Genomic DNA, 25,167 nt, shown 5'->3' on the forward strand with positions numbered 1-25,167 from the left:
CAAATCCACCTCAACACCAGAAGGAGCGAACGAAACCATAACCGCATCATGACAGCACCCACCGACAAATCCGGCCGCCCGGACGGGGAAGCTGTCAACAGTTCGAGAATCCCTATATCGAAAACCGGTGAGTGGCAGGCTGATTCGTCGCGACTACCTCGTCGAGGAAGGCACCGACCGAGTCGCACGTCGAACGTCGAACTCCAAAGCCAACTGGTTCAACGTCATCGGCAGCGGCCGGTCCGGGCTTGGCTTCGGCTCGGAGGTCAACTCGAAGTCCAGTGCACTCATCATGTGTGCCAACAGCGTGCTCGTCACGAGCAACACCAAATTACGGCCTGGGCACTCCGCCGGGCCGGCCGAAAACGGAACCAATTGCGGATAGCTCTGGGCGGTCCCGTCGAGCCAGATCTGGGGTACGAAGGAATGCGCGAACGGCAACAGGTCGTCGTCGCGGTGAAATGCGGGCGTGACGATCATCAGCCCCGCGCCCTTCGCCACGGTCGACCCGTCCGCCCACTGGGTGTCCTCGGTGGTGTCTCGCAGGATTGTCGGCGTGGTCGGCCATAACCGCACCGACTCGAGCACGCATGCCCGCAGATACGGCCGCAGCGATACACGTTCGGGATCTGCCGCATCGTCCGACGCCAGCGCCCGCTCGGCCGGATGCGTCGCCAGCAATGCCAACGCACGCAGTGACGCCATTCCGGCCGCGTCGAATGCGAAGAGCCACTGCGGCATCTGCCCCACCGGATCCACCGCGCCGCTCGACGGTGTCTGCGCGACGATGCCCGCAAGACTTCCCGGCTCCGGATCCTCGACATAGCGGTCCAGCCCCTCGAGGAACTTCGCGCGTGCACGGTAGTGCGGCAGCGACAGAAACGACCAGTTGCCTGCCTTGCGCAACCGCATCAGCGCATCGGTGATCAACTCGTCGTCTCGCGCGCGGTCACCGAGCACCAGGCGACGCACCAGGCGCCACCACGCCGTCATGAACCGCGCCGAATCCAGACGGCCCCGCATTGCCGCGGCGTCCACCAGTTCCCGCGCCTCCTCGGTGATCGTCCGCGCGAACGAGTCGGCCAGCCGGTGGATGTCTGCCCCGCTGTCCAGCACGGCGTCGTTGTATTCGCGCCGCTGCTGACGGATGGGCCCGCGGGAGATCAGCACGCCGTGCGGCTGAAACCACTGCAACGCCTTGCGTTTTTCGGTGTTGGCCGGATGAAACGGCGTCGGCGCCTGCGCCAGCACCCGGCTGACGTCCTCGGGGTCCAGGATCACCACCATGCGCCGGCCGGGTACCGCCAATTCCACCGGACCGCGCCCGAATTCGCGCCGCAGGCTCTGCATCCGCCGCACCGCGCGAGAATCCGCTTGAACCGCTTCAAGTATTCGGACGACGGGCCGCCGACGCGCGAGCACTCCCGCGGCGATCGACGACGCGCCGAGGTCGACCAGAGTGGCCGCGGCGCGGGCGCCGGTGAGTCCTTTCGTCACCGAACCCGGTTACCCGGCGCTTCCTCTGCCAAACTTGCAGTCATGACGCCGCCCCAGTCCGAGCCGCAGTTCGAGACCCTGCTCTACAGCGCCGATCCGCCCATCGCCACCATCACCTTGAATCGTCCCGACCGCCTCAACACCATCGTGCCGCCGATGCCCGACGAGATCGAGAAGGCGATCGGGCTTGCCGAACGCGATCCGGCGGTCAAGGTGATCGTGCTGCGCGGCGCCGGGCGTGCGTTCTCCGGCGGCTACGACTTCGGCGGCGGCTTCGCCCACTGGGGTGACGCGATGAACACCGACGGCCGCTGGGACCCGGGCAAGGATTTCGCGATGGTCAGCGCCCGCGAGACCGGGCCCACGCAGAAGTTCATGGCCATCTGGCGGGCGTCCAAACCCGTCATCGCCCAGATTCATGGCTGGTGCGTCGGCGGGGCCAGTGACTACGCGCTGTGCGCCGACATCGTGATCGCCAGCGACGACGCGGTCATCGGTACGCCGTACGCCCGCATGTGGGGCGCCTACCTCACCGGAATGTGGCTCTACCGGTTGAGCCTGGCGAAGGTGAAGTGGCACTCGTTGACCGGTGAGCCGTTGACCGGAAAGGAAGCCGCCGCAGTGGAACTCATCAACGAATCCGTCCCGTTCGAGGATCTCGAGGCCCGCGTCCAGGAGGTCGCGCGCAAGCTCGCGCGAATCCCGCTGTCGCAGTTGCAGGCGCAGAAACTCATCGTCAACCAGGCCTACGAGAACATGGGCCTGGCCTCGACCCAGACGCTCGGCGGGATACTCGACGGGCTGATGCGCAACACGCCTGACGCGTTGTCCTTCATCGAAACCGCTGCGACTCAAGGCGTTCGAAGCGCGATCGAACAACGCGATGGGCCGTGGGGCGATTACAGCCAGGCACCGCCCGGGAAACGGCCCGACCCGTCACACGTCATCGAGCCCTAGTCACGCCGCCGCAGTCCGCCCAGCATCGAAACGAGCACGCCGAGCACCACCAGCACTCCCCCGGCCGCAAGGCTCAGGTTGAGCCAGTGATGCAGGCTGTCTTCGGCGTGCCTGACCATCACGTCGGCCACCTCGCGAATGTCTCCGGAGAGCCGGTTGAGCGCATCGTTGATGTGACGGCGCACCACCTCCAACCCGGCCCAGCCCGCAGCGCCTACGATCAGCGCTGAAACGCCCAGCGCCGCAATGGCTTTGCCGCGACCGCGGGCCACCGCGACCGTCAGCAGCGCGAACACCCCGGTCAGGATCGTCGCGCCGATGCTGACCCACGGCCCCCAGGTCGACACCTGCTTGAGCTGACCCGGTCGCCATGAGTCCGAGATCGACACCGGAACGGGCAGCGATTCTGGGGTATCGACGCCGAAGTTGCCCAATGTCCGGCGAAACGACTCGTCGGCGAGCATCGGAGCGAGGTCGACGATCCACTCGTCGGTGCCCTCGACCTGTTGCGCCGAGTCGGTGAACATCCAGCGGTGTCCGATGGCGTTGGCCAACCCGAACTGACCGGGAAATGTCGGGTTGGCCGTGTATGCCGAGGCCACCCCGCTGATGAAGGTGTTGTCGACGTCGTAACCCTTCTCCGACAGCATCGAGGTGACCTCCGTCGTGAGGACGCCGGCCATCGCCTTCTGCAGTTGCGGGTCCTCGGCCGCCGAGGCGGCGAGCGCCGCATAGCCGTTGGCGTCGACCACATTTCGTTGCGCCCACATCGTCGGGACGGCCACCGCCAGCAGGACGGTGGTGACGAGCCAGAGCAACACGGTCGCGAGCAGCCGCACGCGCGTCCTCCTTCACCGAAAGCACGGTTTCTGACACGAAACGCGAGTAACCGTACTCTCGCCGTTGATTGCGCCGGACGTTCGCTACTTGGCGGCCCGCTTCGGGGTGATCAGCGCAAGCTTCGTCATCAGCTTGTTCATCCGCTTCAGCGCCTTGGGCGAGTTGTTGTAGTAGTTGCCGCCCGCGCCGACGTTGGTGCGTGGCGCCACCACGGCCTCCTGGCGGCAGTACTTGCGCAGTCCCTCGGCCGCGCCGAACCGGGCTCCCAGCCCCGACGTCTTCCAACCGCCCATCGGCGCCGTCGTACACATCAGGTTCGAGATCACGTCGTTGACGTTGACCGCCCCGCAGTCCAGGTGCACCGCAACGTCTTTCGCCCGATCGATGTCCTTCGAGAAGACGGCGGCACTCAACCCGTACGGGCTGTCGTTGGCCAGCCGGACCGCTTCGTCGACACTGGCGACCTTCATGATCGGCAACGTCGGACCGAAGGTCTCCTCGGTCATGCACAGCATCGAGTGGTCCACGTCGACCAGCACCGTCGGCGGATAGAAGTTACCCGGGCCGCCCTCGGGACGCTTGCCGCCGGTCAGCGCCCGCGCGCCCTTGGCCAGCGCGTCATCGACGTGCCGGGCGGTGACCGCAACCTGCGACTCGTCGATCAGCGAGCCGAAGTCGTATCCGTCGCCCGCGCCCATTTTCAGCTTCTCGACGTCGCGCACCACCGCGGCGACGAACCGGTCGTAGACCGACTCCAAGACGTAGACCCGCTCCACCGACACACACGTCTGACCGGCGTTGAAGAACGCGCCCCACACCGCGGCATGCGCGGCGAGATCGATGTCGGCGTCCTCGAGCACGATCATCGGATCCTTGCCGCCGAGCTCGAGGCTGACCGGGGTGAGGCGGCGGGCGGCGCGCTCCATCACCTTCGCGCCCGTGGCACTGGACCCGGTGAACTGAATGAAGTCGCAGTTGTCGATGACCGCCTCGGAGACCTCCCGCGCGCCCTGCGCCAACGCCAGCACCTCCGGTGCACCCGAGTCCAGCCAGCCGCGCAGGAGCAGTTCGGCGGTCAACGGCGTGCGCTCCGACGGCTTGAGCAACACCGCGCAGCCCGCCGCCAGCGCGCCGAGTGCGTCCATCAACGCATTGGCGACCGGGTAGTTCCACGGCGCGATGATGCCCACGACCGGGCGGGGCCGGTAGTGCACCTCGATCTTCTTGATCGACAGGAACGGCAGCGACGCCGGCCTGCGCTCGGGAGCGAGCGCCTTCTCCATCGTCTTGATGTAGTACGAGGCGATCATGATCAACAGCGGCACTTCCTGCGCCGCGTCGACGGCCGACTTGCCGGTCTCCTTGATCAGCAGCGACTCGATCTCGTCGCGGTGCTCACCGAGCCACACCGCGTAGCGCGCCAACACCTTCGCGCGGCCCTTGGCGCCGCGTGCCTCCCACTGCCGTTGCGCCTCCCGCAGGCCGGCCGCGATGCGCGGCACGTCGGCGGGGTCGGTCCAGCGCACGGTGCCTGCGACGGCTCCGGTCGCGGGATTGTGGATGGTGCTGGTGTCGGGCAGGTCAACATCGGACGTCGCAGTCATGACCCCATGCTAACCATCTCGTGTGATCCAGATCGCACCTGGGTTGACATGTGTCAAGTCGGCGGCCAGCGGGTCAGGTGATCCCCCGGATATAGGCCGCCTGCCCGAGGTGCTGCGCCCCGTCATCGACGATGCTCACCAGGCGCACGCTTGCGGTCACCGGGGGGTTCCACCGATCGTCGACGATGCGGCTCAACTCTTCGACCGTCACCGACGCGATGTATTCCAGCGTCGCCTTGTGTACGGCGTGGGAGTACCCGGCGAGCAGATCCGCCGACACGCGCACCCGGCCTACTTCCTCGGTGCTGTGCCCGTAACCCATGTCGTCGCGGGGCAGGTCGAGGCCGAATCGGTCGACCCACCCGTCGCGCAACCACACCTGCTCGGTACCGGCGATGTCGCTGATCTGGACGTCCTGTTGGCGGGCGCTGTGCCAGATCAGCCACGCGATGCTGTTGGCCGTCGACGTCGGGCGGAAGAACGCGGTCTCGTCGGTCAGTCCGTCGGTGAGGTTCTCGACATGTTCGATGAGGCGGGTGAACGAGTCGCGCAGAAGTTCACGGACCGCCGCCACGTCTGAGTCAGCCATGACCTCGACGTTATACGTCAGCCCTGCGGTCGCGCGCCGTGAAAGACCGCCTCGATGTTGTTGCCGTCGGGATCACGCACGAAGGCGCCGAAATAGCCGGGGTGGTATTCCGGCCACAACCTCGGAGCGTGCAGCGACTCGGCGCCGGCCTCCAGTGCGGCGTCGTAGAAGGCCTGCACCGCGTCGGTGTCGGCGGCCTGGAACGCGAAGTGCACCTCGCGGTTGGGACCCGCCGCGTCACCGGCGCTCATGTCGGCGATCCAGAAGTCGGGTTTGCCGTCCCTGCCGTAACCGATGGCGACCTGATAATCCATCTGGCGGGTGAAGCCGAGCACCCCCAGGACCTTGTCGTAGAACGCCTTCGATCTGTCCCAGTCCGCGCAGTTGATTCCGAAGTGATCGATCATCGCCACATCGTAGATTCGACCTATGACATATGAACTCGTCATTCGCGGCGGCACCATCGTCGACGGCCTCGGCGGGGAACCGTACGTCGGCGACGTCGCGGTCGCCGACGGCGTGATAGCGGCGGTCGGCGCCGACAGTGTTCCGCCGGGCGCCGGTGCGCGGGAGATCGACGCGACGGGACTGCTCGTCACCCCCGGTTTCGTCGACCTGCACACCCACTACGACGGGCAGGCGATCTGGTCGGACCGGTTGAACCCGTCGTCGGCGCACGGTGTCACGACGGCGGTGATGGGAAACTGCGGGGTCGGCTTCGCCCCGTGTCGCGCCGAGGATCACGAGGTGCTCGTCGACGTGATGGCCGGCGTCGAGGACATCCCCGGCGTGGTGATGGTCGACGGGTTGCCGTGGGACTGGGAGACCTTCCCCGAATACCTCGACGCGCTGGACTCGCGCCGTCGGGATATCGATGTGGCCGCGTACCTGCCGCACTCGCCGCTGCGGGTGTACGTGATGGGCCGTCGCGGCGCCGACCGCGAACCCGCCACGCCCGAGGATCTCGCCTGGATGAAGGCACTGGCCAAGGAGGCGGTCGAGGTCGGCGCGCTCGGCTTCGCGTCGTCGCGGTTCTCGTTTCACAAGACCGCCAGCGGTGAGCTCATCCCGACCTACGACGCCGCGCAGGCCGAGATCGACGCGATCGCGGCAGGTGTGGCCGAGGGCGGTGGTGGGCTGATCCAATTCGTCCCCGACATCGCCGCCGGCGGTTACGCAGGAGTGCTGCAGTCGGTGTTCGAGGCCGCGCAGGACCACGGGTTGCCGGTGACGTTCACCCTGGCGACGGGCAACTCCGGCGATCCGATCTGGCCGGACGCGATCACGATGGTCGAGAAGTTCAACTCCGCCGCCACCCCGGACTCGGCGATCACCGCCCAGATGTTCCCGCGCCCAATCGGTTTGGTGATCGGGCTGGAGCTCACCGGGAATCCGTTCGTGTTCTACCCCAGCTACCAGGAGATCGCGGACCTGCCACTGGCCGAACGCATCGCCGAAATGCGCAAGCCGGAGGTGCGCGCCCGCATCCTCGCCGACAAGCCCGCCGAGGGCGGACATCCGCTGCTGTACCTGGCCCAGGCGTGGAACTGGATCTTCCCGCTGACGGAGAACCCGAACTACGAGCCCGATCCGTCGACGTCGATCGCGGCGCGGGCCGCCGCCCGCGGCGTCACCCCGATGGAGGAGGCCTATGACCGCCTGCTCGACGACGACGGCCACGCCATGCTGTTGGTGGCGATGGCCAACTTCGAGAACAACTCGCTCGACACCGTCGGTGAACTGATGCGCCGCGACGACGTCGTGCTCGGTCTCGGCGACGGCGGTGCCCACTATGGAATGATCTGCGACGCAAGCTATCCGACGTTCCTACTGGCGCACTGGGCGCGGGACCGCACGAAGAGCAGGCTCGGTGTCGCCGAGGCGGTCCGCGAGTTGACCTCGGTGCCCGCCCGGGTGGCCGGCCTGGCCGACCGCGGCCGAATCGCGGTGGGCTACAAGGCCGATCTGAACGTGATCGACCATGACGCGCTGCGGTTGCACAAGCCCGTCATCACCAATGATCTGCCCGCAGGGGGCCGCCGCCTGGACCAGAGCGCCGACGGCTACGTCGCGACCGTCGTGTCGGGCGAGATCATCGCCGAGAACGGGGTGCCCACCGCCGCCCGGCCCGGCAGGTTGATCCGCGGCCGGCAACCGGCGCCCGCGGCATGACGCGGGTCGCACCGCTGCCGCCGCCGTGGAGTGAGCAGGACGCCGCCGGCATCAACGGGTGGGGCCACCGCGACCGCACCTACGAGCCCTTGCTGCTGGTCCGTTGTCTTCAGCGGCACCCGAATCTCGCTACGCGGCTGCGGAAGCTGGGCGAGTCGCTCTACGTCGACGCGCGCCTGCCGCCGCGGGTGCGCACGATAGCGATCCTGCGGATCTGCGCGCTGCTGCGCTGCGAGTACGAGTGGGGTGGCCAAGCTGCGTTCTGGGGCCCGATCGCCGGTGTCAGCAACGACGAGTGCGATGCGCTCGTCACCGGTGCCGACCCCGGCTGGCCTCCTTTCGACAGGGTGCTGATCGCCGCGGTCGACGAGCTGGAGGACACCGGCTCATGGTCGGACGACACGTGGAAGGCGTTGGGCGACAGCCTCGATGACGAGCAGCGGATGGAGTTGCTGGTCGCAGTCGGGTGGTACCGCACCATCTGCACGCTGTGCAACGGCATGGCGCTGCCGGTCGAGGGTTGGATGCGGCGCTGGCCGTCAGACCGCTGACCGGTCGCGCCGTAGCGCTGGGTGTTGGCCGGCGAGCGTCTTGAGCAGCACCGGCCGCGGAAGCAGTTGCAGCAGACGGGTACTGAGCCGGCTGGGCAGCCCGGCGATCACCGTGCCCTTGTCGTGCTCGAGCGCCTCGACCCCGACGCGCGCGACGTCGCGCGAGGGCATCCACATGAACTTGGGGAACGCCGCGGCGAACTTGCGCTCGTCCATCCCGGCGGACTGCAGGAATTCAGTGCGCACCGGCCCGGGCGCCAGCATCGCGACCGTCACGCCGGTGCCCGCGAGTTCGGCTCGCACCCCTTCGGTGTAGGCCTTCACGAACGCCTTGGTGCCCGCGTAGCCGGACTGCCCGGGGAACGGGTGGAAGCCCGCGGTGGATCCGACGTTGAGAATTGCGCCCCGGCCACGTGGCACCATCTGCTGCACGGCGCGGGTGGTCAGGTCGATGACGGCCTCGACGTTGACGCGTACCTGCGCTATCTCATCGGCCACATCCGATTTCACTATCCAACCGAGCGTGCCGATGCCGGCATTGTTGACGAGGATGTCGACCGTCAGCCCGCGGGCCTCGATCTCATCGAACAGGCGGGCGCGAGCCGCGGGGTCGGCGACATCGCACGCGACGATCTCGGTGTGCACGGTCTTGCCGAGTTCGGCGGCCAAGTCGCGCAGCCGGGCCTCGCGGCGGGCGACGAGCGTGACGCCGTGGCCGCGGGCGGCAAGTTCGCGGGCGATGTCGGCGCCGATGCCCGAAGAGGCGCCGGTGACGACGGCGGTGGTGGTCGGCGAGGGAGGCGGCAATGGCATACATGAACCTAACGCTTGGCCGTGCGGACGTATTCTCGGCCCATGAGTGTGAAGGTGGATCTCGACCGATTGGCCGACGTGGTGGGCGACTTCGCGTTCGCCTACCTCATCTCGGTCGGCGACGACTACCGCGCGCACACCGTCTTCGTCGAGCCCGTCTTCCGCGACGGTCGTCTCGACGTCGGCACGGTCGGCAGGCACACGCGCGAGAACACCGAGCGGCACGGCGACGTCACGGTCGTGTGGCCGCCGCGCGAGGCGGGCGGGTACTCGCTGATCGTCGACGGTCGAGCGAGACCGTCGAACGAGACGCTGACGATCGAACCGACCCGCGCCGTGCTGCACCGCAAGGCCACCGCGGAGTCGGCGTCGACCAGCCCGGATTGTCGGCACGACTGCGTGCCGCTCGACGACAAGTCACCGGGCGCCGTGCGCACCACCCGCGTGATAGCTGATCTTCGGGTTGCCGACATCGAGGCCGCCAACAGCTTTTACGTCGACTTCCTGGGGTTGCGCACCGAGGAGTTCAACTTGGGTTGGGTGGCCCGCTACACCTCACCGGACACTGGGGCCAACGTCCAATTGGTCACCCGCGATGCGACCGCCCCGGAGGATCCTGTGGTGTCGGTATGCGTCGACGACGTCGGGGCTGCGTACGCAGACGCGCAGCAGCGCGGCTACGAGATCGTGCACCCGCTGACGACCGAGGCGTGGGGGGTGCAGCGCTTCTTCGTACGGGCACCGGACGGAAACGTCCTCAACATCGTCGACCACCGAGACTGAGACACGCGACCTCAAACGCCCGTGGCGCCGTCGATGCGCTCGCGGATGAGGTCCGCCTGGCCGCAGTGGCGGGCGTACTCGCCGATCATGTGCAGGTAGATCCACCGCAGGCTGACTTCACCGCCGTTGAAAGCAGCGGTGTCGGTCAGGTCGCGGGTGGCGCAGTTCGCGCGGGCCTGCGTGATCTCGGTGCGCCAAACTGCTTGCGCCGCAGCGAAAGTCGACTGCTCTGACAGGTCGAACCCACCGTCGTGGCCGGATGCGCGAACTGTCGAGCCGTAGATCGGCGGGGCGTCTTCACCGGCCAGTACGCGGCGGAACCAGTTGCGTTCCACCTCGGCCATGTGCTGGACCAGTCCGAGCAGGGTCAGCGGCGACGGTTCGACACTGGCGGTGCTCAGTTCGACGTCGTCCATCCCCTCGCACTTCATGGCCAGCGTTGCGCGGTAGAAGTCGAGCCACGCTTCCAGCGTCGTGCGTTCGTCGGCGTTCAACGGCGGCATCGCCCGTTCAATTTCCGTCACGGGGACAATACAACCGCAGTTATCCACAGGTTGGCGACAAGCGCCCTTTCGACCGCCGCGGTTGTGGGCTGCTATTGAGCGGTGGCGGATTTCGAACGCATCCTCGCTGCAAACGGCGGGGTCGTGTCCGTGGCACAGTTGCGCACAGCAGGATGGTCGTATTCGCAGATCAAGAAGCTGCCGCAGGGTTGGCGGCCGGTCCGGCGGGGTTGGTACGCCAGTCCGGCTGCCAACCCTCACGTCGTTCGAGCCGTTTCGGCCGGGGGTGTCCTTGGTTGCGTGTCGGCGCTACGCCACCGGCACATTTGGGTTCCCGATTCCGACTTGCACGTCCGCTATTCCGCCCGAGCACGCCGGTCCCGTCCCGGAGTTCGCTCCTGCCAGCCCCACCGTCTGAATCCACCCACCATCGGTGCGATCGACCCGATAGAGATCGCGGTGGCGTCGGCTGCGAACTGTCTCGATGGGGAAGGGTTGGTCATTGTGCTCGACTCGATGCTGAACAAGCGGATGATCGACATGGCAGATGCGAGATCAATTGTCGCAGCATCGCGTTTCGCACGCCTCAACCTTGCCGAGCGGTGCGATCCCAAGAGCGAATCGGGAACAGAGACGATGATCAGGTTGCGGCTGCGGGCCGCCGGAATCCACTTGCGGACTCAAGTGGTGATTCCGGGAGTGGGGCGTGTCGACTTTCTCGTGGGCAATCGTCTCGTCATCGAAGCCGACAGCCGCGAGCACCACCTGCCCAAGTACCAGGTGGACCGGACACGGGACAGAGTTGCGACCGGGTTGGGCTATCTGGTGATTCGGCTGACGTATGAGGATGTCGTGCATCGCTGGGACGTGGTGTTCGCCGACATTCAATCTGTTATTCGGCGGCGATGGCATCGACGTGCGATCACAACGTCAGTCTGAGAGCCTCGCCGTGGATATATAGCCGCGACGACGCTCTCAGCGCGACGTTGCGTCAGGCACGAAAAAGCCCCGACTCGCGAAGCGAGCCGGGGCTTTTCAGTGGGACAGACTCAGAAGTCCATGCCGCCCATGCCACCGGTCGGGTCGGCCGGACCAGCGGCCGCCTTCTCCGGCTTGTCGGCGACGACCGCCTCGGTGGTCAGGAACAGCGCCGCGATGGACGCCGCGTTCTGCAGCGCCGAACGCGTCACCTTCACCGGGTCGGCAACGCCGGCCTTGAGCAGGTCCTCGTAATCACCGGTCGCGGCGTTGAGGCCGACGCCCTTGTCCGAGTTGCGGACCTTCTCGGCCACCACGCCGGGCTCCAGGCCACCGTTGAGGGCGATCTGCTTCAGCGGAGCCTCGAGCGCCACCCGAACGATGTTCGCGCCGGTGGCCTCGTCACCCTCGAGCTTCAGATCGTCCAACGCCGGCGAGGACTGCAGCAGGGCCACGCCGCCACCGGCGACGATGCCCTCCTCGACGGCCGCCTTGGCGTTGCGGACCGCGTCCTCGATGCGGTGCTTGCGCTCCTTGAGCTCGACCTCGGTGGCAGCGCCGGCCTTGATCACCGCAACACCGCCAGCCAGCTTGGCCAGGCGCTCCTGCAGCTTCTCGCGGTCGTAGTCGCTGTCACTGTTCTCGATCTCGGCGCGGATCTGGGCCACGCGACCGGCGATGGCGTCGGAATCACCGGCACCCTCGACGATCGTGGTCTCGTCCTTGGTGACGACGACCTTGCGCGCCTTGCCCAGCAGCGAGACGTCGGCGGTCTCGAGCGAGAGGCCGACCTCTTCGCTGATGACCTGACCACCGGTGAGGATGGCCATGTCCTGCAGCATCGCCTTGCGGCGGTCACCGAAGCCCGGGGCCTTGACGGCGACCGACTTGAAGGTGCCGCGGATCTTGTTCACGACGAGCGTGGACAGCGCCTCGCCCTCGACGTCCTCGGCGATGATCAGCAGCGGCTTGCCGGACTGGATGACCTTCTCCAGCAGCGGCAGCAGATCCTTGACCGTCGACACCTTCGACGACACGAGCAGGATGTACGGATCTTCGAGGACCGCTTCCTGCCGCTCGGCGTCGGTGACGAAGTAACCCGAGATGTAGCCCTTGTCGAAGCGCATGCCCTCGGTGAGCTCGAGCTGCAGGCCGAAGGTGTTGGACTCCTCGACGGTGATGACACCCTCGTTGCCGACCTTGTCCATGGCCTCGGCGATCAGCTCGCCGATCTGGGTGTCACCGGCGGAGATCGCGGCGGTGGCGGCGATCTGCTCCTTGGTCTCGACCTCCTTGGCCGACTTCAGCAGCGTCTCGGTGATCTTCTCGACGGCCTTTTCGATGCCGCGCTTGAGGCCGAGCGGGTTGGCGCCGGCCGCGACGTTGCGCAGACCCTCGCGAACCAGCGCCTGAGCGAGGACCGTTGCCGTCGTGGTGCCGTCGCCGGCGACGTCGTCGGTCTTCTTGGCGACCTCTTTGACCAGCTCAGCGCCGATCTTCTCGTACGGGTCCTCCAGCTCGATCTCCTTGGCGATGGACACGCCATCGTTGGTGATCGTGGGGGCGCCCCACTTCTTCTCCAGGACGACGTTGCGACCCTTGGGGCCCAACGTCACCTTTACCGCGTCCGCGAGGCTGTTCAGGCCCCGCTCGAGGCCGCGGCGGGCCTCTTCGTCATACGCAATTGTCTTGGCCATTGCGAAGTGTTCCTCCGGATCGGGGATGGCACGTCTGCGGTCGGGTGCAGTGCCCGCGACGGACGGCTCGGGTGTGCTCCGCAGATGCGGCCCGTTGCCTCACCGTCCCGACCTAGCACTCACCGGTCGCGAGTGCCAATTGCATTTCTAGCACTCGACCATGGCGAGTGCAAGATTGTTCGGCGCCCGCGTTCCCGCCGCTCGCGGCCCGCCGACGCCCGTCGGGCCGGTGTGGCAGGCTGACGCTGATGTCGCTGTGGGATCCCCGGAACGTGCCGCCTTATCCGCCGGACCGCTACACCGGGGAGGAGCCGGAAGCCAGTGCCTGGTTGCGGCGCTCCACCGAACCCGCCGACTACGACGCATCCGGTCTGGTGAAGTACCACTATCTGGCGAACCAAGAGGCGACCGACGGCGATTACGGGCTCTATCGCGTGGAGATCGCGGCCAACGGCGGCGGCCCCGGACCGCACTTCCACCGAGCCATCTCCGAGGCGTTCTTCGTGTTGTCCGGCACGGTCAGGCTCTTCGACGGTAGGGATTGGATCGACGGGCACCCGCACGACTTCCTCTATGTGCCACCGGGCGGCGTCCACGGCTTCCGCAACGAGGCAGACGAGCCCGCGTCGCTGCTGATGTTGTTTGCTCCGGGCGCGCCGCGCGAGGCGTACTTCGAGGGATTCAGCCAGCTTGGCGAGCTCACCGACGACGAGCGCCGCGAGTGGTTCATCAAACACGACAATCACTGGGTCGAGTGACACGCCGCACGACACGCTTTGAAAGGTGCGCGGCCGTAATCCGTTGCGCTAGGCTGCTGTCCGATCAGTGAGGAGTCTTTGGGTGCGGGCAGAAGCAGCGCCCGACACCCAGGCTTTGCGAGGCTGGCAGCGTCGGGCATTGGTGCGGTATCTTGGCGCCAAACCGCGTGATTTCCTTGCCGTGGCAACCCCCGGCGCGGGTAAGACGACGTTTGCCCTGCGCGTGGCCGGTGAGCTGTTGGCCGACGGCACCGTCGAGCGGATCACCGTCGTCGTGCCGACCGAACACCTCAAGATCCAGTGGGCGCTGGCCGCCACGAGGCTCGGCCTTTCGCTGGACCCGAAGTTCTCCAACAGCGCCTCGCACACCTCCTCGGAGTACCACGGCGTCGTCGTCACCTACGCCCAGGTGGCCAGCCACCCGACCCGCCATCGGGTGCGCACCGAGAACTACCGCACACTCGTCATCTTCGACGAAATCCACCACGGCGGTGACGCGAAAAGCTGGGGCGAGGCGATGCGCGAGGCGTTCGGCGACGCCACCCGCCGACTGTCGCTTACCGGCACCCCGTTCCGCAGCGACGACAGCCCGATCCCGTTCGTCACCTACGAACCCGACGGTGAAGGGGTTCTGCGCTCGCGCGCCGACCACATCTACGGCTACTCCGATGCGCTGGCCGACGGCGTGGTGCGACCGGTGGTGTTCCTGGCCTACTCGGGGGAGGCGCGCTGGCGCACCAGCGCCGGCGACGAGTATGCCGCGCGCCTCGGTGAACCGCTCAACGCCGAGCAGACCGCGCGCGCGTGGCGCACCGTGCTCAACCCTGAGGGCGAGTGGATTCCCGCGGTTCTGCAGGCCGCCGACACCCGGCTCACGCAGTTGCGCAACGGTGGCGTGCCGGACGCGGGGGCGATGGTGATCGCGTCGGACCAGAAGGCGGCCCGCGCCTACGCCAAGGTGCTCACCACGCTGGCCGGGGAACCGCCGACGCTCGTGCTCTCCGACGATCCCGGGTCCTCGGAGCGCATCGCCGAGTATGCGGGCGGCAGCAGCCGCTGGCTGGTCGCCGTCCGCATGGTTTCCGAGGGGGTCGACGTGCCGCGGCTGGCCGTCGGCGTATACGCGACCAGCGCGTCGACCCCGCTGTTCTTCGCCCAGGCGATCGGCCGCTTCGTCCGGTCCCGGCGTCCCGGCGAGACCGCGAGTATCTTCCTGCCGTCGGTGCCTGCGCTGCTCGACCTGGCCAGCGAGATGGAGGCGCAGCGCGACCACGTGCTCGGCAGGCCGCACCGCGAGTCGCAGGGCGAGTGGGACGACGCGGCCCTCGAGGAGGCCAACAAGAAGAAGGACGAGGCCGGCGAGCTCGACAACGGGTTCGAGATGCTGGGCGCCGACGCCGAGCTCGACCAGGTCATCTTCGACGGCTCCTCGTTCGGCACCGCGACGCCTGCCGGCAGCGAGGAGGAGGCCGACTACCTCGGCATTCCCGGGCTGCTCGACGCCGATCAGATGCGAGATCTGTTGCGCCGCAGGCAGGAAGAGCAGCTGACCCGCCAGACCGCTTCGGGCGAAGTGCCCCGGATGTCCACCCACGGTCAGCTCCGCGAACTACGCAAGGAACTCAACACGCTGGTGTCCATCGCGCACCACCGCACCGGCAAGCCGCACGGCTGGATCCACAAGGAGCTGCGCCGGATCTGCGGCGGGCCAGCGGTCGCGGCGGCCACGACGGATCAGCTGCGGGCCCGCATCGAGGCGGTGCGCAGCCTGCAGGCTTAGCGGCGCGCCTCGGCGAGCTCCGCCAGGTTCTTGAGCGAATTGTCGAGGTGCGACGGGTCGAACGGCGGGAACTCGAAGTTCTCGCGTTGCGACGCCGGAACCTTCGACCAGTCATAGGTCAACGTGACCGTGGTGTTTCCCGACTCTGCTGCCTCGAGGTCATAGCGCCACGTCCAGCCGCCGAATTCGACTTCCGCGCTGGGCATCAAGTTCCCCCGGTCGTTGGGCCCCTGGCCTGGTTGCCACGCGATCGCGTGCGGCCGATCGAGGACTTCGACGCGGTTGGACATCTCGTAGTACTTCTCGGGATGGTTGTCGTGGTACATCGCCATCCGGAAGATCTGGCCGGGCTCGGTGAGTGTCTTGCCGTCCAGCGGTTCGCGCACCCAGCCCGTGCCGTCGATGTCCTGATGTGTCGAGGGGTCGGCCAGCACGTCGAACACGGTCTCGATTCCCGCGTTGACGGTTGTTCTCGCGTGTATGCGTTCTTCAGTCATGTCGGTACTGACTGCCCACGCCGCGAGAAGTCATCGCTAGAACACGCCGCAGCCGGCCACCCCGCACATCAGCGAGCTGCCCAACAGCAGCGGCCAGAGCGCCACCGCGACGACCAGTGCCGCGATATTGGCGAAGATCGTGAAGTCGCCCGACAGCGCCGCCTCCAACTGCCCGAGCAGCTCGATGTGGAACATCGCATACCCGACGCCGATGACCGTGTAGAGCAACGCGAGCCACAACGCGAGCTCGAGGTAGGTGTTGATCCCCCGCTGCAGCAGCATCTGCTGCATCCGTTGCCACATCGTCATCCGCCGAGCTCGAGCAGTTCGGGCAGATCGGCGACGGAGTCGAGCACGTGGTTCGGCTGCATCGCGAATTCGTCTGCGGCCCAACGGTCGAGCGTGTCCTGGCGGAACTTGCCGGTGCGAACCAGAACTCCGGTCATGCCGACCACCTGCGCGGCCAGCACGTCGTTGTTGAGGTCATCACCGACCATGTACATCTCGTCGGGCTCGACGCCGAGTCGGCTTGCCGCAGCGAGGAATCCCTCGGGAGCGGGTTTGCCGACCGCGGTGGCTTTGCGCCCGGACGCCTCCTCCATCCCGATCAGGTACATGCCGGTGTCGATGCGCAACCCGTCGGTCGTCGTCCATGCGGTGCTGCGGTGCATCGCGACCACCGGAACACCCTGGGCCATCCAGTCGTAGACCCACGACAGCGTCAGATGGGTGTACTGAGGGCCCGCCCCGCCCAGAAGCACCACGTCCGGGGCCTCCGGGGCATGGGGCCCGTCGAACTCGTCTGAGTACACGATGTCGATGCCGGCCATGTCCTCGGCGATCTGCCCGCTGTTGACCAGGAAACACCGGGCGTCGGGATAGGTGTCGCGGACGTACTGCGCCGTCAGCACCGCTGCGGTGATCACCTCGTCGGGGCGGACATGCATCCCCGCCTCGGTGAGCAACTCGGCGATCTGGCCACGGGTCTTGGTCGTCGTGTTGGTCAGGTACGCGCAGGCAACCTGGTTGTCGGTCAACGCCCGCACGGTATCTGCCGCACCGGCGATCGGCTGCCACGACGTCACCAGCACGCCGTCGATGTCGAACAGCACCCCACCGATCGCCATGGCCCGACAGTAAACGGCGCGCCGGTCAGCGCAACTCGGACCCCGCGCCTGCCCACCGCGTATCGGCCACCCAGGGCGACGCCTCGGCGGCGATCGACCACGCCAGACGCGCGGGCACGTCGATCACCTGATAGCGCTTGACCCCCGCGGCGGTCGCGGCCACCAACGTCGCCACCCCGGCCCGGCGCTGCATCCAGGTCTGCCGCACGGTCCAGCCGATGATGCCCGACGCCTCGATGCAGTCCCGTCGGCGCTGCAGGCTGCCGGTGCGTGCGACGAGCCAGCCGTCGCCCACCCGGTGTCCCAACGACCGGGCACGGTCGACGGCCAACAGCGCGCACCCCGCGGCCAGCACCACCCACGGCACCCACACCCAGGCCGGAGTGGGCGCGACGAGCAGCGCTACCGCCACGAGCGCGGGCAGCACGAGCGCGCGTGTCCATCGCCGGCGCGTCGCGACGGGGCCGTGCGCGCTAAGCGGACCGGTCACCGCGTCGCGGCGTTCGATCAGGTCGGTCAACACCGCCTCGGCCGTGCGTTTCGGACACGGCGGCAACAGCAGCGAGGCCTCGCCCTCTCCCCCGACACCGGTCATCACCGCGTCGAGGCGGGCGCCGCCGAACAGCCGCACCAGCAACGGTTCCCGCAGCGTGCCCCCGCGCAGCCGGCGCATGTCGAAGGTGTGCTCCCGGACGCGGACCAGACCGTGCTTGAGGTGCAGCACCTCGAAGTCGCGCCGCAATTCGAGGTTTCCGTAGCTCAGCAACGACTGCAGAACCGAGAGCACCACCGAGGCCGCCAGGATGGCCAGCGCCGCAACGGCGATGCTGGCCGCCACCCCGAACCGTTCCGCGGCAGCCAGTCCCGAACGCGCGACATCCGAGTCGCGGACCGCGCCTTGAGCACCCATCTGGTACACCAGACCGACCGCCGCGGCGATCATCGCGAGCCCGGTGAAGCTGAGCGGGCTGTAGCGCAGCCACGACGGCGTCCACCGGGCGAGTACGCGGCCCGACGCGCTCGGCTGCTCGGCATCTGCGGCCAACGAGTCGGCCAGCAGCACCGCGCGCAGCCGGCCCACCTGCTCGGCAGGCACCGCGTCGAGCGCGAACACGGCGTCGCCCCTGGCCTCCTGACCCGTGCCGACCCGCACCACCGTCAACCCCAGCAGCCGGTGCAGTAGCCGCGCCTCGGTGGACACGGATCGAATCCTGTTGCGCGGCACCGAAAGCAGCTTGCGCTGCAGTACGCCGGTCCGCAGCGCGACGTCCTCGGCGCCGATGCGGTAGGTGGTGGTGAACCAGCGAGCCAAGCCGATCGCCACGGTCACCGCCAGCGCGGCGTACGCCAACAGCGGGTTGCCCGTCGCCGTGCCGAGCACCAGCGTCCCGACGATCACCGGGATCTGGCGTAGCACCTCGTGCACGGGGTGCACCAGCAGCATCCGCGGACTGAGCCGCTGCCAGTCGCCCTCGACGGGGACGGCGGTCGTCATGTGGCGTCCTCGCCGCCGAGCGCGGCGATGTCGGTGAGCCGCGCGACGACCCCGTCGGCGACATCGGCGTCCAACGCCACGATGCGCACCGCGCCCGCCGACGACGCGGTCGTCACGGTCACGTTCGCGAGCCCGAACAGCCGATCCAGCGGTCCGCGTTCGGTGTCGACGGTCTGCACCCGCGAGATGGGCGCGATGCGGCGTTCCTGGGTCAACCAACCGGTGCGGGTGTACACCGCCCGCGGGTCGACGTCCCACCGGTGCACCCGATACCGCCAGAGGGGCACCACCACGACGAACACGACGATGCCCACCAGCGTGGCCGCCGCCGCGAGTGCGTGCACCCACCACACGCGCGGGTCCACCAACAACCACACGAACTGCCCGGCCGCGAGCACCGACCATGGAATCGCCGCGCCGATCGCCCACACCAAGGGCGCCTTGCGGCTCGGCTTGTTAGCGGGGTCCACGAGATCGGTCATCAAGCGTCCAGCGTAGGTAACCGCGACGGCGTCGGTCGCTGGGTATGTTGAGCGTCATGGGCAGCAAGTGGACCGCGGCCGACATTCCGGATCAGTCCGGGCGGACCGCCATCGTCACCGGCGCGAACAGCGGCCTGGGCTACGACACCGCAGCTGCACTGGCCGACAAGGGCGCGCAGGTGGTGCTGGCGGTGCGCAACCTCGACAAGGGGACCGAGGCCAGGGACCGCATCAAGGCGGCCAGCCCCAACGCCGTCGTCACACTGCAGGAACTCGACCTGTCCTCACTGGACAGCGTCCGCAGGGCCGCCGATGAGCTGCGCGCCGCGCACCCGCGCATCGACCTGCTGATCAACAACGCAGGCGTGATGTACGTGCCGAACCGCGAGCTCACCCGAGACGGTTTCGAAATGCAGTTCGGCACAAACCACCTCGGCCACTTCGCGTTGACCGGCCTGCTGCTCGATCATCTGCTGCCCGTCGACGGGTCACGCATCGTGACGGTCAGCAGCGTCGGGCACCGGATCATGGCCCGAATCCGCTTCGAGGACCCCAACTTCGAAACCGGGTACAACCGGGTGCAGGCCTACGGGCAGTCGAAGCTGGCCAACCTGCTGTTCACCTACGAACTGCAGCGACGACTCAAGCTCAAAGGCGCGCCGACCATCGCCGCGGCCGCCCACCCCGGCTTCTCCGACACCGAGCTGATGCGATACCTGCCCGGTTTCATTCCGGATTTCATGTGGAAACCCGTCACCCAGCCCGCGGACAAGGGCGCGCTGCCGACGCTTCGCGCGGCCACCGACCCGGCCGTCCAGGGCGGGCAATACTACGGTCCCGACGGCATCGGCGAGGTCAAGGGACACCCGAAACTCGTTGCCTCGAGCGAACAATCACACAACGAAGACATCCAGCGCCGGTTGTGGTCAATGTCCGAGGAGCTGACCGGCGTCACGTATCCCATCTGATGCGCACCGTCGAAGAGCATCAGCGCGTCGTCGCCGCGTTGATCGCCCGCCGCGCACCGGTCAGCATGCCGATCGCCGACGCGCTGGGCCTGGTGCTGGCCGACGATGTCGTCGCACCGTTGTCGCTGCCCGGCTTCGACAACTCCGCGATGGACGGATACGCCGTAATGGCCGAGGACGTGGCGGCGGCGACGCCCGAGCATCCGGTCCGACTGCCCGTCGCCGAGGACATCCCGGCGGGCCGTACCGATGTGCTGACGCTGAAACCCGGTACGGCACACCGCATCATGACCGGCGCGATGTTGCCCGCAGGCGCGACCGCGGTGGTGCCTGTCGAGGCGACCAACGCTGCCACCGACACCGTGGAGATCCGCGCCGGCGCGAGACCGGGCCAACACATCCGCCGGGCCGGCGAGGACGTCACCGCCGGTACGGCGGTGCTGCGCGCCGGGCAGGCGCTCACACCTGCCGCGCTGGGGCTCGCCGCCGCGCTGGGCCTCGGCGAGCTCACCGTCATCCCGCGGCAGCGGGTGCTCGTGATGTCCACCGGCACCGAACTCGTCGCACCCGGCATCCCGCTGGCGCCCGGTCAGATCTACGAGTCGAACGCGGTGATGCTGGCCGCCGCACTGCGCGACGCGGGCGCCGACGTGGTGGCTTCGGCGATGACCGGTGACGACGTCGACTCGTTCCGCGACGCGCTGGCGCGGCATACCGGAGATGCCGACCTCATCATCACGACCGGCGGCGTGAGTGCGGGGGCCTACGAGGTCGTCAAGGACGCACTCGGCGGATCGGTGGAGTTCGTCAAGGTCGCCATGCAGCCGGGGATGCCGCAAGGTTGCGGAAGTGTGGACGACACGCCGATCGTCACGCTGCCGGGCAACCCGGTGAGCGCGTTGGTGTCGTTCGAGGTCTTCATCCGGTCGCCGCTGCGCGCAGCGATGGGCCTGCCCAATCCCGACCGGCCGCGACGCACCGCGGTGCTGGCCGAGGACATCACCTCGCCGCGCGGCAAGCGGCAGTTCCGCCGCGGCGTGCTGGACGCCGACGCCGGAACGGTGACCAGCTACGGCCCGCCCGCCTCGCACCACCTGCGCTGGCTGGCGTCGGCGAACTGCCTCTTGGAGATCGCCGAGGACGTCGACGCGCTGCCGGCAGGGTCGCAGGTCCAGGTGTGGGACCTGGCCTGACCGGCTTGGCCCGTAGAATCGCTGCACGATGGCCAGACGCCCCGACCTGAAATCCGGCCCTGCGCGGCTCATGGCGCTGGCCCGTACCACCATCCCCCCGATGCATCCCGCCGGACTGCCGTTCGTCGGTGCCAGCCTCGCGGCAGCGGCCCTGGGACGGCGAAACCGGTGGCTGCGCGGTGCCGCGCTGACGTCGGCCGCCGCCAACGCGGCGTTCTTCCGGCACCCCCCGCGGGTGCCCCCGACACGGCCCGGCTTGATCGTCGCACCGGCGGACGGCTTGATCTGCCTCATCGAAGAGGCGGCGCCCCCGGCCGAACTCGGTTTACCCGCAACGCCGTTGCCGCGGATCAGCATCTTCCTGTCGATCTTCGACGCGCACGTGCAGCGGGCCCCGATCGGCGGCGAGGTCGTCGCCGTCGAGCACCGGCCCGGATTGTTCGGCTCGGCCGAACTCGAGGCGGCCAGCGAGGACAATGAACGCAACAGCGTGCTCATCCGCACGGCAGACGGCGTCGAGGTGATCGCCGTGCAGATCGCGGGCCTGGTGGCGCGGCGCATTGTCTGCAACGCCAAAGTGGGCGACAAGTTGGCGATCGGCCAGACCTACGGGTTGATCCGCTACGGCTCACGGCTGGACACATACCTGCCTGCGGGATCCAACATCCTGGTGACGACGGGACAGCGCGCGCTGGCGGGCGAGACGGTATTGGCCGAACTGCCGTGATCCGGCCCCGCATCAAACGCTCCGTCGTCAGCCTGCGGATTCTGCCCAGCGCGATGACGGTCGCCGCGATCTGCCTCGGACTGAGCGCGGTCAAGATGGCGCTGGACGACCGGCCGACCGAGGCGATGGCCTTTCTGGCGGTCGCCGCGATCCTCGACGCGCTCGACGGGCGCATCGCCCGCGCCCTCGGCGCGACATCGCGCATGGGCGAGGAGATCGACTCGCTGGCCGACGCCGTGAACTTCGGTGTCGCACCGGCTTTCATCGTTTACGGCACACTGCTGTCGCAGTCGCGGATCGGCTGGATCGTGGTGCTCGTGTATGCGGTATGCATCGTGCTGCGACTGGCACGCTTCAACGCGATGCTCGAGGTCGACAAGCCCGCATACGAGAAGAAGTACTTCGTCGGCATGCCCGCACCCGCGGGCGCGATCGGGGCGATCGGTCCGCTGGCCGCCAAGATGCAGTTCGGCGAGGGCTGGTGGACTTCAGAACTCGCGGTCGTCATCTGGATGGTGGGCGTCTCGCTGCTCGTCGTCAGCACGATCCCGATGCGCAAGATCCACACCTTCGCGGTGCCGCCCAACATGGTCGCGCCGCTGCTGGCGCTCGTGGCGATCGGTGTCGCGGCGGCGATCCTCTACGGCTACGTCGTGATCCTGATCATCATCGGCGCCTACGTCGTGCACATCCCGTTCGCCATCCGCACCCGCCGCTTCCTGGCCGCGCATCCGGAGGTATGGGACGACAAACCGCGCCAACAGCGGGCGGCCCGACGGGCGATCCGCCGCGCCCAGCCACACCGCCGGTCGGTGATGCGACTCGGACTGCGCAAGCCCGGTTCTCGTCATGAGTGAACTGCAGTCCGACCGCCCGGCTCCCCGGCACCAGCTCACCTTGACCGCGCGGCTGAACACCTCGGCGCTGGACTCGCGCCGAGGGGTGGTCCGCCTGCACCCGGAAGCCATTGCCGCGCTTGGTATTCGCGAATGGGACGCCGTATCGCTCACCGGTTCCCGCACCACGTCCGCCGTGGTCGGCGAGGCACCCGCCGGGGTGCCGGCGGGCACCGCGCTGCTCGACGACGTCACCCTGTCCAACGCCGGACTGCGCGAGGACACCACCGTGCTCGTCGCACCGGTCACCGTCTACGGCGCGCGGTCGGTGACGCTGTCCGGGTCGCGGCTTGCGAGCCAGTCGATCTCCCCCGCGACGCTGCGGCAGGCGTTGCTCGGCAAGGTGATGACGGTCGGTGACACCGTGTCGCTGCTGCCGCGGGAGCTCGGACCCGACATCCCGAGCTCGCGCGCGACCGCGGCGCTGGCGTCGTCGGTCGGCATCACCTGGACGTCCGAGCTGTTGACGGTGACGGGCACCGATCCCGCGGGACCCGTGAGCGTGCAACCGAATTCGGCGGTCGGCTGGGGCGACGCCGCGGCGAGCGGGGCTGCCGCGCCGCCTGCGAACACCACCACCGGACGGGCCGTGGTCACCGCGCCCGAGAAGACACCGCCGGCGCTAGGCATCGACGACCTCAAAGGCGCACAAGCGCAGGCGCAGCGGCTCACCGAATGGCTCAAGCTGGCGCTCGACCAGCCGGAGCTACTCGAAACACTGGGCGCGACAGCAAATCTCGGCGTACTGGTGTCCGGACCCGCCGGTGTCGGCAAGGCCGCGATGGTGCGTGCGGTCTGCGCCGACCGTCGGCTGGTGGAACTCGACGGCCCCGAGGTGGGCTCGCTGCGCGCCGAGGACCGGCTGACGAGCGTGGCGTCGGCGGTCGCGACCGTCCGCGACGGCGGTGGCGTGCTGCTGATCACCGACATCGACGCGCTGCTGCCGTCCACCGCCGAACCGGTGGCCACGCTGATCCTCACCGAACTCCGCAACGCGGTCGCCACCCCCGGGGTGGCATTCGTCGCGACCTCACAGCAACCCGACAACGTCGACCCGCGGCTACGCGCCCCCGACCTGTGCGACCGCGAGCTCGGGCTGAGCCTGCCCGACGGCGCGATCCGCAAGCAGCTGCTGGAAGTGCTGCTGCGCGATGTTCCGGCCAAAGACCTCGACCTCGAGCAGATCGCCGGGCGCACACCGGGATTCGTCGTCGCCGACCTGTCCGCACTGGTACGTGAGGCGGCGCTGCGAGCTGCCGCGCGAGCCAGCGCCGACGGCGAGCCACCGGCCCTGACCCAGGACGACCTGCTGGGCGCTACGACCGTCATCCGCCCGCTGTCGCGGTCGGCCACCGAAGAGGTGTCGGTCGGCTCGGTGACGCTCGACGACGTCGGCGACATGGCGGCCACCAAGCAGGCGCTGACGGAAGCGGTGCTGTGGCCGCTGCAGCATCCCGACACGTTTCAACGCCTCGGCGTCGCTCCCCCGCGCGGCGTACTGCTCTACGGACCACCCGGCTGCGGCAAGACGTTCGTGGTGCGGGCGCTGGCCAGCTCGGGCCGGCTGTCGGTGCACGCGGTCAAGGGCGCCGAGCTGATGGACAAGTGGGTCGGCTCGTCGGAGAAGGCGGTGCGCGAGCTGTTCCGGCGGGCCCGCGACTCGGCGCCGTCGCTGGTGTTCCTCGACGAGATCGACGCGCTGGCGCCGCGGCGCGGCCAGAGCTTCGACTCCGGGGTCACCGATCGCGTGGTGGCGGCACTGCTCACCGAACTCGACGGCATCGAACCGCTGCGCGACGTGGTGGTGCTCGGTGCGACGAACCGGCCCGACCTGATCGACCCCGCGCTGCTGCGCCCGGGCCGGCTGGAGAAGCTGGTGTTCGTCGAACCGCCCGACGCCGAAGCCCGTCGCGAGATCCTGCGCACCGCCGGCAAGTCGATTCCGCTGGCTTCCGAGGGTGAGCAGGCCGTCGACCTCGATGCGCTGGCCGGCGAACTCGACGGCTACAGCGCCGCCGATTGCGTGGCACTGCTGCGCGAGGCCGCGCTGACCGCGATGCGGCGCTCGATCGACGCCGCCGACGTCACCGCGGCGGACGTCGCCCAGGCCCGCAAGAACGTGCGGCCGTCGCTGGATGCGGCGCAAGTCGAGTCGCTGCGGGCCTTTTCCACCGCCCGCTAGTTGTACTCGGCAGGGACGTTGTTGACGGTTTGGCTGTGAGAAGGGAGGACCTCCGGGCTTAGTGGAGATGTCTACGTC

25 protein-coding genes are annotated in these 25,167 nt (G+C 68.3%); 12 read left to right on the top strand and 13 right to left on the bottom strand.

The window, feature by feature from the left end; genetic code table 11:
• Positions 1 to 153: 153 nt before the first annotated feature.
• Complete coding sequence (locus AU188_RS16555; RefSeq protein WP_059164799.1) at positions 154 to 1,497, bottom strand: cytochrome P450; 1,344 nt, start codon at positions 1,495 to 1,497, stop codon at positions 154 to 156.
• 42 nt (positions 1,498 to 1,539) lie between these two features.
• Here AU188_RS16555 and AU188_RS16560 point away from each other — a divergent pair, with 42 nt between their 5' ends.
• Complete coding sequence (locus tag AU188_RS16560) at positions 1,540 to 2,454, top strand: crotonase/enoyl-CoA hydratase family protein (protein WP_059164800.1); 915 nt, start codon at positions 1,540 to 1,542, stop codon at positions 2,452 to 2,454.
• Here AU188_RS16560 and AU188_RS16565 read toward each other — a convergent pair.
• From AU188_RS16565 to AU188_RS16580, 4 genes are all read right to left on the bottom strand, one after another.
• The gene (locus AU188_RS16565) at positions 2,451 to 3,293 is read right to left on the bottom strand and encodes a hypothetical protein (protein ID WP_059164801.1); all 843 of its coding nucleotides are present in this window, start codon (positions 3,291 to 3,293) and stop codon (positions 2,451 to 2,453) included. The two genes, AU188_RS16560 and AU188_RS16565, sit on opposite strands and share 4 nt — an antisense overlap.
• An 84-nt stretch (positions 3,294 to 3,377) precedes the next feature.
• Positions 3,378 to 4,898, bottom strand: coding sequence for an aldehyde dehydrogenase family protein (locus AU188_RS16570; protein ID WP_059164802.1), 1,521 nt, complete (start codon positions 4,896 to 4,898; stop codon positions 3,378 to 3,380).
• 73 nt (positions 4,899 to 4,971) lie between these two features.
• Complete coding sequence (locus tag AU188_RS16575) at positions 4,972 to 5,487, bottom strand: mycothiol transferase (protein ID WP_059164803.1); 516 nt, start codon at positions 5,485 to 5,487, stop codon at positions 4,972 to 4,974.
• A 17-nt stretch (positions 5,488 to 5,504) separates the two neighbouring features.
• Positions 5,505 to 5,894: a VOC family protein gene (locus AU188_RS16580; RefSeq protein WP_059164819.1), complete on the bottom strand. Its 390-nt coding sequence runs from the start codon at positions 5,892 to 5,894 to the stop codon at positions 5,505 to 5,507.
• Between the two features lie 22 nt (positions 5,895 to 5,916).
• Between AU188_RS16580 and AU188_RS16585 the strand changes: the two genes are divergently transcribed.
• Both AU188_RS16585 and AU188_RS16590 read left to right on the top strand, forming a co-directional pair.
• A complete protein-coding gene (locus AU188_RS16585; RefSeq protein ID WP_059164804.1) occupies positions 5,917 to 7,659 on the top strand; it encodes an N-acyl-D-amino-acid deacylase family protein in 1,743 nt (580 codons plus the stop codon).
• Complete coding sequence (locus AU188_RS16590) at positions 7,656 to 8,210, top strand: carboxymuconolactone decarboxylase family protein (protein ID WP_059164805.1); 555 nt, start codon at positions 7,656 to 7,658, stop codon at positions 8,208 to 8,210. Before AU188_RS16585 ends, AU188_RS16590 begins: the two co-directional genes overlap by 4 nt.
• On the opposite strand, the gene AU188_RS16595 is transcribed toward AU188_RS16590, so the two are convergent.
• Positions 8,199 to 9,023 carry an SDR family NAD(P)-dependent oxidoreductase gene (locus AU188_RS16595; protein ID WP_059164806.1) on the bottom strand — a complete coding sequence of 275 codons (825 nt, stop codon included), beginning with the start codon at positions 9,021 to 9,023 and terminating at the stop codon, positions 8,199 to 8,201. The two genes, AU188_RS16590 and AU188_RS16595, sit on opposite strands and share 12 nt — an antisense overlap.
• A gap of 429 nt (positions 9,024 to 9,452) precedes the next feature.
• On the opposite strand from AU188_RS16595, the gene AU188_RS16605 reads away from it, so the two are divergent.
• The gene (locus tag AU188_RS16605; protein ID WP_059164820.1) at positions 9,453 to 9,806 is read left to right on the top strand and encodes a VOC family protein; all 354 of its coding nucleotides are present in this window, start codon (positions 9,453 to 9,455) and stop codon (positions 9,804 to 9,806) included.
• 11 nt (positions 9,807 to 9,817) lie between these two features.
• Here AU188_RS16605 and AU188_RS16610 read toward each other — a convergent pair whose 3' ends face one another.
• Positions 9,818 to 10,330: a DinB family protein gene (locus AU188_RS16610; protein ID WP_059164807.1), complete on the bottom strand. Its 513-nt coding sequence runs from the start codon at positions 10,328 to 10,330 to the stop codon at positions 9,818 to 9,820.
• Positions 10,331 to 10,411: 81 nt separating this feature from the next.
• Between AU188_RS16610 and AU188_RS16615 the strand changes: the two genes are divergently transcribed.
• Complete coding sequence (locus tag AU188_RS16615) at positions 10,412 to 11,248, top strand: endonuclease domain-containing protein (RefSeq protein WP_059164808.1); 837 nt, start codon at positions 10,412 to 10,414, stop codon at positions 11,246 to 11,248.
• 110 nt (positions 11,249 to 11,358) lie between these two features.
• Here the strand turns inward: AU188_RS16615 and groL are convergent, their stop codons facing one another.
• A complete protein-coding gene (gene groL / locus AU188_RS16620; RefSeq protein ID WP_059099241.1) occupies positions 11,359 to 12,984 on the bottom strand; it encodes a chaperonin GroEL in 1,626 nt (541 codons plus the stop codon).
• 248 nt (positions 12,985 to 13,232) lie between these two features.
• Between groL and AU188_RS16625 the strand changes: the two genes are divergently transcribed.
• Positions 13,233 to 13,742: a cupin domain-containing protein gene (locus AU188_RS16625; RefSeq protein ID WP_059164809.1), complete on the top strand. Its 510-nt coding sequence runs from the start codon at positions 13,233 to 13,235 to the stop codon at positions 13,740 to 13,742.
• 82 nt (positions 13,743 to 13,824) lie between these two features.
• On the top strand, positions 13,825 to 15,522 hold the full coding sequence (locus AU188_RS16630) for a DEAD/DEAH box helicase (protein ID WP_059164810.1): 1,698 nt from the start codon (positions 13,825 to 13,827) through the stop codon (positions 15,520 to 15,522).
• Here AU188_RS16630 and AU188_RS16635 read toward each other — a convergent pair.
• The 5 genes from AU188_RS16635 to AU188_RS16655 are packed head-to-tail and all read right to left on the bottom strand — an operon-like array spanning position 15,519 to position 19,123.
• Positions 15,519 to 16,019: an SRPBCC family protein gene (locus AU188_RS16635; RefSeq protein ID WP_059164811.1), complete on the bottom strand. Its 501-nt coding sequence runs from the start codon at positions 16,017 to 16,019 to the stop codon at positions 15,519 to 15,521. The two genes, AU188_RS16630 and AU188_RS16635, sit on opposite strands and share 4 nt — an antisense overlap.
• Positions 16,020 to 16,055: 36 nt before the next feature.
• Entirely contained in the window at positions 16,056 to 16,328 is a 273-nt protein-coding gene (locus tag AU188_RS16640; protein ID WP_286137526.1) for an addiction module protein, read from the bottom strand.
• A complete protein-coding gene (locus tag AU188_RS16645; protein WP_059164813.1) occupies positions 16,325 to 17,146 on the bottom strand; it encodes an HAD-IIA family hydrolase in 822 nt (273 codons plus the stop codon). The genes AU188_RS16640 and AU188_RS16645 overlap by 4 nt, the downstream gene beginning before the upstream one ends.
• Before the next feature lie 25 nt (positions 17,147 to 17,171).
• Positions 17,172 to 18,641, bottom strand: a complete 1,470-nt coding sequence (locus AU188_RS16650) for a PH domain-containing protein (protein WP_059164814.1) — start codon at positions 18,639 to 18,641, stop codon at positions 17,172 to 17,174.
• Positions 18,638 to 19,123, bottom strand: coding sequence for a PH domain-containing protein (locus AU188_RS16655; protein ID WP_059164815.1), 486 nt, complete (start codon positions 19,121 to 19,123; stop codon positions 18,638 to 18,640). The genes AU188_RS16650 and AU188_RS16655 overlap by 4 nt, the downstream gene beginning before the upstream one ends.
• Before the next feature lie 56 nt (positions 19,124 to 19,179).
• On the opposite strand from AU188_RS16655, the gene AU188_RS16660 reads away from it, so the two are divergent.
• The 5 genes from AU188_RS16660 to AU188_RS16680 are packed head-to-tail and all read left to right on the top strand — an operon-like array spanning position 19,180 to position 25,089.
• A complete protein-coding gene (locus AU188_RS16660) occupies positions 19,180 to 20,091 on the top strand; it encodes an SDR family NAD(P)-dependent oxidoreductase (protein ID WP_059164821.1) in 912 nt (303 codons plus the stop codon).
• Entirely contained in the window at positions 20,091 to 21,284 is a 1,194-nt protein-coding gene (gene moeA, locus AU188_RS16665) for a molybdopterin molybdotransferase MoeA (RefSeq protein ID WP_059164816.1), read from the top strand. Before AU188_RS16660 ends, moeA begins: the two co-directional genes overlap by 1 nt.
• A gap of 28 nt (positions 21,285 to 21,312) precedes the next feature.
• Complete coding sequence (locus AU188_RS16670; RefSeq protein ID WP_059164817.1) at positions 21,313 to 22,011, top strand: phosphatidylserine decarboxylase; 699 nt, start codon at positions 21,313 to 21,315, stop codon at positions 22,009 to 22,011.
• Positions 22,008 to 22,868, top strand: a complete 861-nt coding sequence (gene pssA / locus AU188_RS16675; protein WP_172799529.1) for a CDP-diacylglycerol--serine O-phosphatidyltransferase — start codon at positions 22,008 to 22,010, stop codon at positions 22,866 to 22,868. The genes AU188_RS16670 and pssA overlap by 4 nt, the downstream gene beginning before the upstream one ends.
• Positions 22,861 to 25,089 (top strand): AAA family ATPase, encoded by a 2,229-nt coding sequence (locus tag AU188_RS16680; RefSeq protein WP_059164818.1) that lies wholly within the window; start codon positions 22,861 to 22,863, stop codon positions 25,087 to 25,089. The genes pssA and AU188_RS16680 overlap by 8 nt, the downstream gene beginning before the upstream one ends.
• Positions 25,090 to 25,167 lie beyond the last annotated feature (78 nt).

It is taken from the genome of Mycobacterium sp. IS-3022 (genome assembly GCF_001500065.1).
Classification (GTDB): Bacteria; Actinomycetota; Actinomycetes; order Mycobacteriales; family Mycobacteriaceae; genus Mycobacterium.

Excerpts from the sequence above, each read along its gene's own strand:
- AU188_RS16580 (WP_059164819.1), bottom strand. The coding sequence starts at position 5,894 with ATGATCGATCACTTCGGAATCAACTGCGCGGACTGGGACAGATCGAAG.
- AU188_RS16570 (WP_059164802.1), bottom strand. The coding sequence starts at position 4,898 with ATGACTGCGACGTCCGATGTTGACCTGCCCGACACCAGCACCATCCAC.
- AU188_RS16575 (WP_059164803.1), bottom strand. The coding sequence starts at position 5,487 with ATGGCTGACTCAGACGTGGCGGCGGTCCGTGAACTTCTGCGCGACTCG.
- groL (WP_059099241.1), bottom strand. The coding sequence starts at position 12,984 with ATGGCCAAGACAATTGCGTATGACGAAGAGGCCCGCCGCGGCCTCGAG.
- AU188_RS16670 (WP_059164817.1), top strand. The coding sequence starts at position 21,313 with ATGGCCAGACGCCCCGACCTGAAATCCGGCCCTGCGCGGCTCATGGCG.
- AU188_RS16595 (WP_059164806.1), bottom strand. The coding sequence starts at position 9,023 with ATGCCATTGCCGCCTCCCTCGCCGACCACCACCGCCGTCGTCACCGGC.
- AU188_RS16560 (WP_059164800.1), top strand. The coding sequence starts at position 1,540 with ATGACGCCGCCCCAGTCCGAGCCGCAGTTCGAGACCCTGCTCTACAGC.
- AU188_RS16645 (WP_059164813.1), bottom strand. The coding sequence starts at position 17,146 with ATGGCGATCGGTGGGGTGCTGTTCGACATCGACGGCGTGCTGGTGACG.
- moeA (WP_059164816.1), top strand. The coding sequence starts at position 20,091 with ATGCGCACCGTCGAAGAGCATCAGCGCGTCGTCGCCGCGTTGATCGCC.
- AU188_RS16650 (WP_059164814.1), bottom strand. The coding sequence starts at position 18,641 with ATGACGACCGCCGTCCCCGTCGAGGGCGACTGGCAGCGGCTCAGTCCG.
- AU188_RS16585 (WP_059164804.1), top strand. The coding sequence starts at position 5,917 with ATGACATATGAACTCGTCATTCGCGGCGGCACCATCGTCGACGGCCTC.
- AU188_RS16655 (WP_059164815.1), bottom strand. The coding sequence starts at position 19,123 with ATGACCGATCTCGTGGACCCCGCTAACAAGCCGAGCCGCAAGGCGCCC.
- AU188_RS16590 (WP_059164805.1), top strand. The coding sequence starts at position 7,656 with ATGACGCGGGTCGCACCGCTGCCGCCGCCGTGGAGTGAGCAGGACGCC.
- AU188_RS16625 (WP_059164809.1), top strand. The coding sequence starts at position 13,233 with ATGTCGCTGTGGGATCCCCGGAACGTGCCGCCTTATCCGCCGGACCGC.
- AU188_RS16635 (WP_059164811.1), bottom strand. The coding sequence starts at position 16,019 with ATGACTGAAGAACGCATACACGCGAGAACAACCGTCAACGCGGGAATC.
- AU188_RS16640 (WP_286137526.1), bottom strand. The coding sequence starts at position 16,328 with ATGACGATGTGGCAACGGATGCAGCAGATGCTGCTGCAGCGGGGGATC.
- AU188_RS16680 (WP_059164818.1), top strand. The coding sequence starts at position 22,861 with ATGAGTGAACTGCAGTCCGACCGCCCGGCTCCCCGGCACCAGCTCACC.
- AU188_RS16660 (WP_059164821.1), top strand. The coding sequence starts at position 19,180 with ATGGGCAGCAAGTGGACCGCGGCCGACATTCCGGATCAGTCCGGGCGG.